Here is a 13108-nt window from a genome sequence, read left to right on the forward strand (position 1 = left end):
TGCATCTCTCACCCCCCAGGGGACCCCAAAATGACGACAAGCCCCGACCTGCTCGATGACACCCCGAAGCCGCCCGCCACCGACGCTCCCTCCGCGACCCTCGGTGGCGACAGCAAGAGGTCCATCGAACAGCTCACCCTGCTGCTCTTCATCACGGTTCCCTTCATCGCCCTGCTGGCCGCGGTGCCGCTGGCCTGGGGCTGGGGTGTGAGCTGGCTGGATCTGGGTCTGCTGGTGGCGATGTACTACATCGGCTGCCACGGCATCACGATCGGCTTCCACCGCTACTTCACGCACGGCGCCTTCAAGGCCAAGCGTCCCCTGCGGATCGCCCTGGCGATCATGGGATCGCTGGCGGTGGAGGGGCCGCTGGTGCGCTGGGTGGCCGACCACCGCAAGCACCACAAGTTCTCGGACGCCGAGGGCGACCCGCACTCGCCGTGGCGGTTCGGCGAGACGCTGCCGGCGCTGATGAAGGGCCTGTGGTGGGCCCACATCGCGTGGATGTTCGACGAGGAGCGCACGCCGCAGGCCAAGTACGCCCCGGACCTGATCAAGGACAAGGCCCTGGTGCGGATCTCCCGCGACTTCATCTTCTGGACCATGCTCTCGCTCGCCATCCCGCCGATCGTGGGCGGTCTGGTGACGATGTCGTGGTGGGGCGCGTTCACCGCCTTCTTCTGGGGCTCGCTGGTCCGCGTGGCGCTGCTGCACCACGTGACCTGGTCGATCAACTCGATCTGCCACGCGGTCGGCAAGCGCCCCTTCAAGTCGCGTGACCGCTCGGGCAACGTGTGGTGGCTCGCGGTGCTGTCGTGCGGCGAGTCCTGGCACAACCTGCACCACGCGGACCCGACCTGTGCACGTCACGGCGTGCTGCGCGGCCAGCTCGACTCCAGCGCGCGCCTGATCCGCTGGTTCGAGAAGCTCGGCTGGGCCTATGACGTCCGGTGGCCCAGTGCGTCCCGTATCGACGCCCGGCGCAAGGGCGAGCCCGTAGACGCGGCATGATTGACGACGTGGCGATCGACGGCGGCAGCAGCGGTACGGAGAAGAACCGGACATCCAGGCGGGCCCGGCGGGTGCGGATGACCGGGGCGCAGCGTCGCGAGCAGCTGCTGGACATCGGTCGCACCCTGTTCGCCGAGAAGGGCTTCGAGGGCACGTCGGTCGAGGAGATCGCGGCGAAGGCCGGCGTCTCCAAGCCGGTGGTCTACGAGCACTTCGGCGGCAAGGAGGGGCTGTACGCAGTGGTGGTCGACCGCGAGATGCGTCAACTGCTCGACATGGTGACCGGCGCACTGACCGCCGGTCACCCGCGTGAGCTGCTGGAACAGGCGGCCTTTGCCCTGCTCGACTACATCGAGACCTACACGGACGGGTTCCGCATTCTGGTGCGGGACTCCCCCGTGGCCCAGTCGACGGGCACGTTCGCCTCGCTCATCAGCGACATCGCCACCCAGGTCGAGGACATCCTGGGGATGGAGTTCAAGAACCGGGGGTTCGACCCGAAGCTGGCTCCGCTCTACGCCCAGGCACTGGTGGGCATGGTGGCGCTGACGGGTCAGTGGTGGCTGGATGCGCGCCGCCCCAAGAAGGCCGAGGTCGCCGCGCATCTGGTGAATCTTGCTTGGCATGGACTTGACGGTCTGGAGCCGAAGCCGCGGTTGATAGGGCACCGGAAGAGCTGATCCGCCCGCCCGTATCCGCGCTGCCCCGAATCCCCCGCCTGACATCCGCCCGGCCTTCGATCACGCCGAAGAGCTGATCCGTACGCCCCGTCGCCCCGTCATCGGACAGGGTGACGGGGCGCCGCGGTTTTATCGGGTGACCGGCTGAAGAAACTCCAGCCGGTTGCCGACGGGGTCCTCGGAGTAGAAGCGCCGGTGGCCGGGGAGCGCGTCGTCCCAGACCACCGCCGCGCCGTGCTTCTCCAGGCGCGCGGCGTACGCCTCGATGTCCGACACCCGCAGACCGGGATGGGCCTTGCGGGCAGGGCGGAAGTCCGCCTCGATGCCCAGGTGCAGCTGGACGGCGCCCCGTGCGAACCAGCAGCCGCCGCGGGCGGCGAGCACCGGCGGCTTGGGGATCTCCGTCATGCCGAGGACATCCCCGTAGTAGGTGCGCAGTGCGTCCTCGGAGCCGGGCGGCGCGGCCAGTTGGACATGGTCGACGGCGGTGAGCATCAGAGAGCCTTCCGGGCGACGGCGAAGATGCGGCGGAAGGGAAACACCGTGCCGTGCGGGCCCGGCGGGTAGGCCTTGCGGAGCAGGTCGCGGTACTGGGCAAGGAATTCATGAGTGGCGTTCGCGTCATCGGCGAGCTCGGTGAGGACCGGCCGCAGGGCGGTGCCCTTGACCCAGTCCAGGACCGGGTCCTCCCCGGCGAGGAGTTGGAAGTAGGTCGTCTCCCAGGTGTCGGTCTCACAGCCGAGGTCGGCCAGTCGCGCGAGATAGTCGGCCGGCTCCAGGATGTGGACGAAGCGCCGTCCGTGGTCGCCGAGCCGGCTGTGCCACTGCGGGGTGTCGCAGAGTTCGCCGAGCAGGGCGTGGCTGGGCGAGGTGAAGTTGCCGGGGACCTGGAAGGCGAGGGTGCCGCCGGGGTTCAGTCCGTCGATCCAGCGCGGAAACGACTCGGGATGGTTGGGCACCCATTGCAGTGCGGCATTGGAGACGATCAGGTCGTACGGCTCCTCGGGAATCCAGTGCGCCGCGTCCGCGGGCCGGAAGTCCAGCCAGCCGCCGCCGGCGGTGGTGCCGGCGTGGTCCTTCTCCGCCAGGGCGAGCATCTCGGGCGACAGGTCGAAGCCCGTGATGTGGGCGTCGGGCCAGCGGTCGGCGAGCAGTGTGGTGACATTGCCGGGTCCGCATCCGACGTCCGCGATGCGGGCGGGCCTGCCGTCGCCCCGGGGCAGGTCGGGTATACGGGCGAGGAGATCCAGGAACGGGCGGGTGCGATGCCCGGAGTGGCGAAGGTACTGGTGCGGATCCCACGTTGGTGCGGAATGCATGATCGAGCCCCCTTGCTGGAACGGTGTGCCGAACCGGAACTGAGGTCCGGCCCGACCATGCCCAATCGTCCAGCAGATTATATCTTGACGTCAAGAGACTTCACATCGACAGACCCTCTACACTGATCGACATGGAGGACGAGGTCGATCGACTGGTCGCAGCATGGCGCCGTGAGCGCCCGGACCTCGACGTGGAACCGCTCGAGGTCCTCAGTCGCGTCTCCAGGCTCGCCCGCCACCTCGACCGCGCCCGCCGGCTCGCCTTCTCCGAGCACCAGCTGGAGCCGTGGGAGTTCGACGTTCTCACCTCGCTGCGGCGCGCGGGCGCCCCGTACCAGCTCTCGCCCGGGCAGTTGCTCACCCAGACCCTGGTCACCTCGGGCACGATGACCAATCGCATCGACAGGCTGGCCAAGAAAGACCTGGTGGAGCGGCTTCCGGACCCCAGCGACCGGCGTGGGGTGCTGGTGCGGCTGACCCCCGAGGGGCGGGACCGGGCGGACCAGGCGCTCGCCGGGCTGCTTGCCCAGGAGCGGGCGATCCTCGCCGAACTCTCCCGGTCCCAGCGCGGGGAACTGGCCGCTCTGCTACGCCAGTTGACCGCCCCGTTCGACAACATCCCCGGCTAGCTCGGCCGGGCCGACCCCGGCCCGGCGGGCGAGGGCGACCGCGGCGAGCGTCGAGTGCACCCCGAGCTTCCCGAGGACGTTCTGCATATGCGTCCGGACGGTGTGCGGTGACAGAAAGAGGCGCTCGGCGACGGCTTTGCGCCCCAGGCCCGCGACCATGCACCGCAGCACTTCCCGCTCGCGCGGGGTGAGGGACTCGACGAGCCGCTCGCTCTCGGTGCGGTGCTTGCGGGCCGCGGTCAGCTCGCGCAGCACGCCGGTGAGCAGCGCGGGCGGCAGATGCGTCTCGTCCCGCAGGACGCCCCGGATCACCGCGAGCAGCCGCTGGAGCGAGCAGTCCTTGGCCACCCAGCCCGAGGCGCCGGCCTGTAGCGCGAGTGCGGCGCGGCGCGGGTCGTCCTTCTCGGCGAGCACGACGCTGCGGACGGACGACTGGCCCGAACGGACGCCCGCGACCAGGGAGATGCCGTCGACGAGGCCCTCCTCGCCGTCGTCCGACACGGCGCGCGGCGCGACGACAGCGTGGGTGCCGGGGCGGTTCGGGACCGCGGACGTGCCGAGGTCGGCGTCGACGAGCATGACGTCGAACCTGCGGCCCTCGGACGCGGCGCGCTCCAGACATCGCAGCGCCGCGGGGCCGCTGCCGGCCGCGGAGACGTCGACGTCGGGCTCGGCCGCGAGGGCGGCAGCGAGCGACTCGGCGAAGATGCGGTGGTCGTCCACCACCAGGACCCGGATACGAACCACAGACACCCCCAGGTTCGGAGGACGGACCGGCGCGGGTACGGCGCCCGGAAAGGAGGGGTGGTACAGCGGTTGCTCGGCCGCCGCCGTGCTGTGACTGTTACCCCGCCCCGGGCGTCGTACCCGACTGTCTCGCCCCCTGATCAACACCGGCCCCCACCGGTGCTGAGCATCAGCGTACGGGCGGGGGGCCGGAGGGGAAGGTTATTTGCAGAACTGATGGCTCACCCTGTGCAGGGTGAGCCGGATGTTTCGTCGTGAGACAGAAGTCGACGCAGTTCGGCGCGGACTGCCCGGTTCACGGCCCCGGGCGGCAGAGATCCTGCTGGCGCAGGACATGGGGGCGTGAGGAGGCACTCTCCGGAACGGGGGGCGGAGCGTGCGCGCGGATGCGCGCCGGGGCGCGGGCGGTGACGGGCGGCCTTCCGGACGCAAAGGGCGGACGCATGGTCGTGTGGCACATGCGCGGCCCGGTCCACCGGGACCCGCGGGCCCGTCCGCCGGTGCCTGCCCGACCCGTCCGCCGAACACTCGCGAAGCCCGTCCGCCGACGCCTCCACGACCCCGCCCGCCCGCTGTCTCGGGACCGGTGTCAGGACAGCCGCCGTGCGCCTCTCGACGGTGTGGTCGAGAAGATCCTCGGCTGCTTCCACGACGCCGAAGTGAACGCCTCCTGGACCGACTTCGTCAGCGCGGGCGTCAGTGCGACGTCGGTGAGGACGATCGCCGATCCGCCGAAGCCGCCGCCGGTCATGCGCGCGCCGAGCGCGCCCGCTGCCAGTGCTGTGTCGACGACGAGGTCCAGTTCGGGGCAGGAGATGCGGAAGTCGTCGCGCAGTGAGGCGTGGCCCTCGGTGAGGACGGGGCCCGTGGCGCGGATGTCGCCCGCTTCCAGGTGGGCGATGACCCGTTCCACCCGGTGGTTCTCCGTGACGATGTGCCTGGCCAGCGCACGGATCTCGGGGTCGGGCAGCCGGTCGAGGGCCTCGGGGAGCGCATGGTGGGCGATGTCCCGGAGCGCGGGCACGCCCAGGGTCGCGGCCGCCGCTTCGCAGCCGGCGCGGCGTTTGCCGTACTCCCCGTCGCTGTGGGCGTGTTGGACGCGGGTGTCGACGACGAGGAGTTCGAGGCCCTGTCCGGCCAGGTCGAGCGGTATCTGGCGCTGGGACAGGTCGCGGGTGTCCAGGTGCAGTGCGTGGCCCTCGGTGCAGCACGCCGACGCCGTCTGGTCCATGATTCCGGTCGGCGCCCCGACGTACATGTTCTCGGCGCGCTGGCACAGCCGCGCCACCTGGCTGCGCTCCAGGCCCAGTTCGTAGAGGTCGTTCAGGGCCAGTGCGGTGACGACTTCCAGTGCCGCGGAGGACGACAGGCCCGCCCCCGTGGGTACGGTCGACTCGTAGTGGATGTCCGCGCCGCCGACCGCGTGGCCGGCTTCGCGCAGCGCCCATACGACGCCGGCGGGGTAGTCGGTCCAGCCCCGTGGCCCGTGTCCGGGGGCGAGGTCGGTGACGCGCAGTGCGGTGGCATCGCCCGGGACGTCCGCCGAGTGCAGCCGCAGGACGCCGTCGTCGCGCCGGGACACCGTCGCGACCGTGGTGTGCGGCAGCGCGAAAGGCATCACGAAACCGTCGTTGTAGTCGGTGTGTTCACCGATCAGATTGACCCGCCCCGGCGCCGCCCACACACCATCGCTCATGAAACGTTCTCCCTCTCCCGGGCAAAGGCCCACGCGTCCGACACGATGCCCGCGAGGTCGGCGCGGGACGGCTGCCAGCCCAGGCGCTCGCGCGCGGTCCGCGCCGATGCGACCAGCACCGCCGGGTCGCCGCCGCGCCGCGGGGCCACGACCTCCGGCACCGGGTGTCCGGTGACGCGGCGGACGGTGTCGACGACCTCGCGCACCGAGAACCCGTTGCCGTTGCCGAGGTTGCAGATCAGGTGTTCGCCGGGTGCCGCGGCGTCCAGCGCCAGCAGATGGGCCTCGGCGAGGTCCGCGACATGGATGTAGTCCCGTACACAGGTGCCGTCGGGGGTCGGGTAGTCGTCGCCGAACACGGAGATCGACTCGCGCCGGCCGAGCGCGACCTGGAGGACCAGCGGGATGAGGTGCGACTCGGGGTCGTGGAGCTCGCCGCAGGAGCCGTACGCCCCGGCCACGTTGAAGTAGCGCAGGGAGACCGCGGCGAGTCCGTGGGCCGCCGCCTCGCCGGTGATCATGTGGTCGACGGCGAGCTTGGAGGCGCCGTACGGGCTGGTCGGCGCGGTCGGGTCGGTCTCGGTGATCGGCGTGGAGACCGGCTCGCCGTAGGTGGCCGCGGTGGAGGAGAAGACGAGCGTGCGCACTCCTGCGGACCGCATCGCCGCAAGCAGCGCCATCGTGCCGCCGACGTTGTTGTCCCAGTACTTCTCGGGCTTCAGCACCGACTCGCCGACCTGCGAGAACGCCGCGAAGTGCAGCACCGCGTCGAAGGAGTCGTCCAGCCACTTGGCGGCGTCGCGGATGTCGCCCTCGACGAAGACGGCGCCCGCCGGGACGCCCTCCCGGAAGCCGGTCGACAGGTTGTCGAGGACGGTGACCTCGTGCCCCGCCTCCAGCAGGTGCTGCGCCACCACGCTGCCGACGTATCCGGCTCCGCCCGTCACCAGGTACTTGCTCACTCGCTCGCTACCTTTCGCAGTCGTTCGGCCGCGGTTTCCGGCGGCACGTCGTTGATGAACACGCTCATTCCGGACTCGGAACCGGCGAGGAACTTCAGCTTGCCGGACGTGCGTCGGATGGTGAAAAGCTCGAGATGGAGCCCGAAGTCGTCCCGTCCGGGGTCGTTGAACGGTGCCTGGTGCCAGGCCGCGATGTACGGCGTCGGCGGCTCGCCCTCGCCGAAGATCCGGTCGAAGCGCCTCAACAGTTCCAGATACATCTGTGGGAACTCTGTGCGTGCCGCGTCGTCGAGGGCCCGCAGGTCCGGCACGCGTCTGCGGGGGTAGAGGTGGACCTCGTAGGGCCAGTGCGCGGCGTAGGGCACGAGGGCGACCCAGTGGTCACCGGTGAGGACGACCCGTGTGCCGTCGGCGAGTTCACGCTCCACGATGTCGTCGAAGAGGTTACGGCCCGTTGCCTCGCGGTGTTCGGCGGCCGAGCGCAGCATGAGCTCGGTGCGCGGGGTGACGAAGGGGTATCCGTAGATCTGGCCGTGCGGGTGGCCGAGGGTGACGCCGATCTCGGCGCCCCGGTTCTCGAAGCAGAAGACCTGTTCCACCTGCGGGAGTTCGGCGAGTTCGGCGGTGCGGTCGGTCCAGGCCTCCAGCACGAGGCCCGCCTGGTCCTCGTCGAGGTCGGCGAAGGACGCGTCGTGGTCGGAGGTGAAGCAGACGACTTCGCAGCGGCCGGAGCCGCCGGCGAGTGAGGGGAAGCGGTTCTCGAAGACGACGACGTCGTAGTCGGACGCCGGGATCTCACTGAGACGGCCGTCGCGTGAGGGGCACAGCGGACACTCGTCGGCCGGCGGGTGGTAGGTGCGGCCCTGGCGGTGCGAGGCGACGGCGACCGAGTCACCGAGCAGGGGGTCCCGGCGGATCTCGGCGCTGGTGGCCACAGGATCGAGCGGGCGCCGGTCGACCCCGTCCCGCACGGTGTCGTCCCGGGAGTCGAAGTAGAGCAGCTCACGACCGTCGGCAAGCCGGGTCGACGTCTTCTTCACCGTGGCACTCCCTCACCCTCCCAAACAGAACCGCACATAACAAATCACAAGCCAACAGGCCCCGTCAATGGACATGCAGCATGCACCTACCTCGGACATTTCCACCAGCTCGATCACGATCGAACAAAGAACACCAACAAAACTGTTCAGTTATTGAACACGGACGCGTAGGTTCCGCAGGGTTCAGTTCGCGCGACGAAGCGAGTACTTCATGCAATACCTGGCCGAAGGGCTTCGGCTCCCCACCAACGGACTCGACTACGCAATCCTGGCGATCTACTTCGCCGTCGTCCTGGGCATCGGCTTCGCCGCGCGGGCGAGCGTCAAGACCAGTCTCGACTTCTTCCTCTCCGGCCGCTCGCTGCCCGCCTGGGTCACCGGCCTGGCCTTCGTCGCCGCCAACCTGGGCGCCACCGAGATCCTCGGCATGGCCGCCACCGGCGCGCAGTACGGCGTCGCCGTCGTGCACTGGTACTGGATCGGCGCCATCCCGGCGATGGTCTTCCTGGGCCTGGTGATGATGCCGTTCTACTACGGCTCCAAGGTCCGGTCGGTCCCCGAGTTCCTGCTCCAGCGGTTCGACAAATCCGCACACCTGCTGAGCTCGGTCCTCTTCGCCTTCGCCGCGATCCTGATCGCCGGCGTCAACCTCTACGCCCTGTCGATCGTGGTGGAGGCGCTGCTGGGCTGGCCGCAGTGGGTCTCGATCGTCGTCGCCGGATTCTTCGTCCTCGCGTACATCACGGTCGGCGGGCTCTCCTCGGCGATCTACAACGAGGTCCTCCAGTTCTTCGTCATCCTCGCCGCGCTCATACCCTTGACCTTCCTCGGCCTGAAGCGCGTCGGTGGCTGGGACGGTCTGAGCGACTCGCTCACCGCGAGCCACGGCGACGCCTTCCTCACCGCGTGGGGCGGCACGGGCATCGGCGATCCCAATCCGCTCGGCGCCAACTGGCTCACCATCGTCCTCGGCCTCGGCTTCGTTCTCTCCTTCGGCTACTGGACCACCAACTTCGCCGAGGTCCAGCGGGCCCTGTCCGCGAAGAACCTGAACGCCGCCAAGCGCACCCCGCTGATCGCCGCCTTCCCGAAGATCTTCATCGTCTTCCTGGTGATGATCCCGGGCCTGGTCGCCGCCGTCCTCGTACCGAAGATCGGCACGGCGGGCTCCGACCTCACCTACAACGACGCCATCCCGCTGCTGATGCAGGAGCTGCTGCCCAACGGCGTGCTCGGCATCGCGGTGACCGGACTGCTCGCCGCCTTCATGGCCGGCATGGCGGCGAACGTCTCGTCCTTCAACACCGTGTTCACGTACGACATCTGGGCGAAGTACGTGAAGCAGGGCCGCGAGGACCGCTACTACCTGCGCTTCGGCCGGCTGATCACGGCGTTCGGCGTGCTGTGCTCCATCGGCACCGCCTTCCTCGCCTCCAGCTTCAGCAACATCATGGGCTACCTCCAGACGCTGTTCTCGTTCTTCAACGTCCCGATGTTCGTGGTCTTCATCATCGGCATGTTCTGGAAGCGGGCCTCGATGAAGTCCGGCGCCTGGGGCCTCTTCGCGGGCACCTCGGCCGCGATGGTCAACTACTTCTGGATCTACAAGCAGGGCGTCATCGACATCCCGACCGACCAGGGCGCCAACTTCGTCTCCGCGATCGTCGCCTTCGTCGCCGGCGCGCTCGTGATGGTGGTCGTCACGCTGTTCACCGCGCCGAAGCCCGAGGCCGAACTGGCCGGTCTGGTCTACGGAACGACCTCACCGGGCATGGAGGAGGCGCCGGACGAGGGCGACAGCGTCTGGTACCGCAGGCCCGCCCTGCTGGGCTGGGGCGCAATCGTCCTCGCCGCCGCCTGCTACATCCCCTTCTCCTTCTGACCCGATCGGAGGCACCCCCACATGTCCGAACTGCAGCGTGAAGTCTCCGAGCTGGAGCGCAAGTCCGCCACCGCGGCCCGCCTCTTCGACATCCGGCTCATCATCGGCGGCCTGTTCACCCTCTACGGGATCATCGTCACGATCGCCGGGATCCTCGCGTCCGACGCGGATCTCAAGAAGGCCGAGGGCGTCAACATCAATCTCTGGACCGGCCTCGGCATGCTCGCCCTGGGGCTGTTCTTCCTCCTCTGGCTGAAGCTTCGCCCCATCGCACCGCCGACCCCGGCCGAGGACGCCTGAGCCGAGGACGCCCGGGCTACTGCTCCGGTGGAGGCGGCGGGTCGGACAGACCGGCCGCCCCCGGGTAACCGGGCAACGGGCCGGGCGGCGAGGCGATCGCCGCCCGGTCCAGCAGTCCGGTACGGGCCGCGAGCGCGGCCGCCTCCAGCCGGGAGCCCACCCCCAGCTTCATCAGCACCCGCTGCACATGGGTACGGGCCGTGCTCGGCGCGATGCCCATACCGGCCGCGATCAGCCGGGTGTCCTCGCCCTCCGCCACCCTGACCAGCACCTCGACCTCGCGCGGGGTGAGCAGTTGCAGCAGCCGCTGCCCCTCGTCGTCCGGCTGGACCGCGGGGTTGAGCAGTTCGGCGAAGGCGCCCTGGAGCAGTTGCGGGGCCACCACCGCCTCGCCCGCCCGCGCCTTGACCATGGCGCGCTCCACGCCCTCGATGCGCTCGTCGTGGCGCACATAACCCGAGGCGCCGGCGGCGAAGGCCGCGGCGATTCCGCGGGGGCTCGGCACCGGGCCCAGCACCACCACCGCCACTTGGGGCCGCTCCCGTTTGATCTTCACGATCGGGTCGAACGCGCCCGGCTCGGCCGGTGTCGCGGTGCCCAGCAGACATACCTCGGGCGCCCTGCTGACGACGAGATCGGCGGCGCCTGCCGCGGGAGCCGCGGCCGCGAGCACCCGGTGTCCCCGCAGCTTCAGGGCCGAGGCGAGCGCCTCCGCGAGCAGTCGGTGATCGTCCAGCACCATGAGCCGCACGCCCATCGAGCAACCCCCATCCCCCGCCGCGGATGACCCCCCGGCCTTCTGACCCGGCAAGCTACACGCTTGTTCGACTTTGCGCGCCCCTAACTCGGCAGAAGCCCCCCAAGGTGCCGAATTCTTCGCCAAACGGGGCTACTTGTGACCAGGGCCCGGCACATCGGTTCTCCGATGTGCCGGGCCCTTGATCATGTGCGGTCGCCGGACGGCGGGCGACGGGGTGGTGCGATCAGTCCGCCGTGCTGAAGGCGACCGCCAGGTACTTCTTGCCGAACGACGACGAGGTCGAGGACGGCTTGCTCATCAGGGTGGCGCCGATGTAGAACCGCCCGTTCGCGTACCGGTAGTCGGCGCTGTCGGCGACGAAGCTGGTCTCCGCCTCACGCACCGACTTGTCGGAGGGGTTCTCCATCAGCACCGTCTGCTTGAAGGTGGCGCCGTCGATGCTGACGACCTGGCCGCCCTTGTCGTACGGAGGCCACTTGTACGCGATCAGGTTTCCGCCGTCCATGCGCAGCGGGAACATCGTGTACCGGTCGCCCGCGTCCGCGCGGTCGCTGGTCGGCTTTCCGGTGGCGAGGTCGAAGGAGACGATCTCGTTGGTGTCGCCGTACTCCCCCGTGCCCTCGTGGTCGGCGGTCGGCAGATAGATCCGCCCGTTGCCCACCGTGACCTTCGTGCAGGACTCGACCTCCGTGGAGCGGCAGCGCGCCTGGAACTTGTCGCCGGTCGCGGAGATCTTGGTCTTGAGGACACCCTTCTCGTCGACCGAGAAGAAGTCCGAGATGCCGAACGAACCGGTGTCGCCGACGTCGGCGGCGACCACCAGCGGCTTGGAGTTGACGATGCTCGCCCACTCCACGCCGGCGGGCATCTTGAACGAGAACAGCGGGGTGCCGTTGTCCGGGTTCACGCCCTGGATGACGACCTGCCGGTTGTCGTAGGAGCCGCACTTGCGGACCGCGACGATCGCCGCGCCGCCGCCGTAGCCCATGTCGTAGCAGCCGTCGGCGCCGATGTCGGGCTTCCAGCGGATGGCGCCGGTGTTGATGTCGAAGGCGGCGCCGCCGTCGGTGCCGCCCACGGCGACCGTGGTCCCGCTCTGGGTGACCTCGGTGAACTTGGCCTTGCCGTCACCGCTCTGGGTGCCGGTGACGGACTTGTGCCACTTCAGCGTGCCGGTGTTGAGGTCGACGACGCCGACCTCGGTGCACGGCTCGTAGTTCCGCGGCGGCTTGCGCTTGGCGGCCTCGAAGACGATGCCGACCTTGTTGTCCGTGGACTGGTGGCGGGAGGTGGCACAGACCTGGCCGGGCAGCGGCAGGGTCCACAGCGGGGTGCCCTTGGCGGCGTCGTAGCCGACGATCGAGTTCACACCGGGCTTGACGAAGGCCTTGTCGGTGACCCAGGCGCCCTTGACGTTGGTGAGGTCGGTGCGGGCCGGCTCCGGCAGCTGGAAGGCGACCTTGGAGTTGACGTTCGCCGGCGCCTTCTCCTTGCCGGGTCCGTCGGCCGCCTTGCCACCGGTGGCCCCGGTGGTGCCCTCCGACGAGCCGCCGGAGCTGTTCTTCGCCTCGTCCTTCTTGCTCTCGCCGTCGTCCTTGGTGGAGGCGAACCAGACGCCACCGCCGACGATCAGCAGCACCGCGACGGCCGCCGCGATGATGATCTGCATCTGGGTGTTCAGCTTCTTGCCGCCACCGCCGCCCGGCTGCGGCGGCATGTACTGCGGCTGCACGGGCTGCGTCGGGTACCCGTAGCCGGGCTGGGTGGGCGGCTGCTGTCCCGGCGGGGTCTGCGGATAGCCGTAGCCGGGCGCCTGGCCCGGGGCCTGCGGATAGCCGTAGCCGGGCTGTCCGGGCGGCGGCGCCTGCGGCGGTCCGCCGGCCGGCGGGGTCTGCGGATAGCCGTACGAGGGATCCTGCGGCGGCGGGGTCGGAGCCCCGAAGCCTCCGGCCGGAGGCTCCTGGGGCGCGCCGAACCCTCCCCCCTGCGGGGGCTGGTTCGGCGGCGGCGGCGGTGGCGGCTGCGTCATGGCGTGCGTACCTCGGATGAAAGGGGATGCGGGGCGGCGGTCGGGTGCTCGGA

General features: G+C 69.8%; 13 protein-coding genes. 5 read left to right on the top strand and 8 right to left on the bottom strand.

Annotated features, from left to right (window positions below; all coding sequences use genetic code 11):
• Positions 1-30 precede the first annotated feature (30 nt).
• On the top strand, positions 31-1011 hold the full coding sequence (locus ACQPWZ_RS15110) for an acyl-CoA desaturase (RefSeq protein ID WP_433571597.1): 981 nt from the start codon (positions 31-33) through the stop codon (positions 1009-1011).
• Complete coding sequence (locus ACQPWZ_RS15115; protein WP_340473573.1) at positions 1008-1691, top strand: TetR/AcrR family transcriptional regulator; 684 nt, start codon at positions 1008-1010, stop codon at positions 1689-1691. Before ACQPWZ_RS15110 ends, ACQPWZ_RS15115 begins: the two co-directional genes overlap by 4 nt.
• 129 nt (positions 1692-1820) lie before the next feature.
• On the opposite strand, the gene ACQPWZ_RS15120 is transcribed toward ACQPWZ_RS15115, so the two are convergent.
• Entirely contained in the window at positions 1821-2186 is a 366-nt protein-coding gene (locus ACQPWZ_RS15120) for a VOC family protein (RefSeq protein WP_340473575.1), read from the bottom strand.
• Positions 2186-3010 carry a trans-aconitate 2-methyltransferase gene (locus ACQPWZ_RS15125; protein WP_433571598.1) on the bottom strand — a complete coding sequence of 275 codons (825 nt, stop codon included), beginning with the start codon at positions 3008-3010 and terminating at the stop codon, positions 2186-2188. Before ACQPWZ_RS15125 ends, ACQPWZ_RS15120 begins: the two co-directional genes overlap by 1 nt.
• Positions 3011-3141: 131 nt before the next feature.
• Here ACQPWZ_RS15125 and tamR point away from each other — a divergent pair, with 131 nt between their 5' ends.
• Complete coding sequence (gene tamR, locus ACQPWZ_RS15130; protein ID WP_340473580.1) at positions 3142-3639, top strand: MarR family transcriptional regulator TamR; 498 nt, start codon at positions 3142-3144, stop codon at positions 3637-3639.
• On the opposite strand, the gene ACQPWZ_RS15135 is transcribed toward tamR, so the two are convergent.
• From ACQPWZ_RS15135 to galT, 4 genes are all read right to left on the bottom strand, one after another.
• Positions 3598-4386, bottom strand: coding sequence for a LuxR C-terminal-related transcriptional regulator (locus tag ACQPWZ_RS15135; protein WP_383237261.1), 789 nt, complete (start codon positions 4384-4386; stop codon positions 3598-3600). The two genes, tamR and ACQPWZ_RS15135, sit on opposite strands and share 42 nt — an antisense overlap.
• Before the next feature lie 589 nt (positions 4387-4975).
• A complete protein-coding gene (gene galK, locus ACQPWZ_RS15140) occupies positions 4976-6082 on the bottom strand; it encodes a galactokinase (protein ID WP_433571599.1) in 1107 nt (368 codons plus the stop codon).
• Positions 6079-7044, bottom strand: coding sequence for a UDP-glucose 4-epimerase GalE (galE, locus tag ACQPWZ_RS15145; RefSeq protein ID WP_340473584.1), 966 nt, complete (start codon positions 7042-7044; stop codon positions 6079-6081). The genes galK and galE overlap by 4 nt, the downstream gene beginning before the upstream one ends.
• Positions 7041-8084: a galactose-1-phosphate uridylyltransferase gene (gene galT / locus ACQPWZ_RS15150; RefSeq protein WP_433571600.1), complete on the bottom strand. Its 1044-nt coding sequence runs from the start codon at positions 8082-8084 to the stop codon at positions 7041-7043. The genes galE and galT overlap by 4 nt, the downstream gene beginning before the upstream one ends.
• A gap of 211 nt (positions 8085-8295) precedes the next feature.
• On the opposite strand from galT, the gene ACQPWZ_RS15155 reads away from it, so the two are divergent.
• Positions 8296-9966 (top strand): sodium:solute symporter family protein, encoded by a 1671-nt coding sequence (locus ACQPWZ_RS15155; RefSeq protein WP_340473588.1) that lies wholly within the window; start codon positions 8296-8298, stop codon positions 9964-9966.
• A gap of 21 nt (positions 9967-9987) precedes the next feature.
• The gene (locus ACQPWZ_RS15160; RefSeq protein WP_313945843.1) at positions 9988-10266 is read left to right on the top strand and encodes a hypothetical protein; all 279 of its coding nucleotides are present in this window, start codon (positions 9988-9990) and stop codon (positions 10264-10266) included.
• 16 nt (positions 10267-10282) lie between these two features.
• Here ACQPWZ_RS15160 and ACQPWZ_RS15165 read toward each other — a convergent pair whose 3' ends face one another.
• Both ACQPWZ_RS15165 and ACQPWZ_RS15170 read right to left on the bottom strand, forming a co-directional pair.
• The gene (locus tag ACQPWZ_RS15165; RefSeq protein ID WP_328860831.1) at positions 10283-11023 is read right to left on the bottom strand and encodes a helix-turn-helix transcriptional regulator; all 741 of its coding nucleotides are present in this window, start codon (positions 11021-11023) and stop codon (positions 10283-10285) included.
• 226 nt (positions 11024-11249) lie between these two features.
• Positions 11250-13055 (bottom strand): PQQ-binding-like beta-propeller repeat protein, encoded by a 1806-nt coding sequence (locus ACQPWZ_RS15170; RefSeq protein ID WP_433571601.1) that lies wholly within the window; start codon positions 13053-13055, stop codon positions 11250-11252.
• Positions 13056-13108 lie beyond the last annotated feature (53 nt).

Origin of the sequence: Streptomyces sp. CA-251247 (genome assembly GCF_050952975.1) — a bacterium.
Classification (GTDB): Bacteria; Actinomycetota; Actinomycetes; order Streptomycetales; family Streptomycetaceae; genus Streptomyces; species Streptomyces achmelvichensis.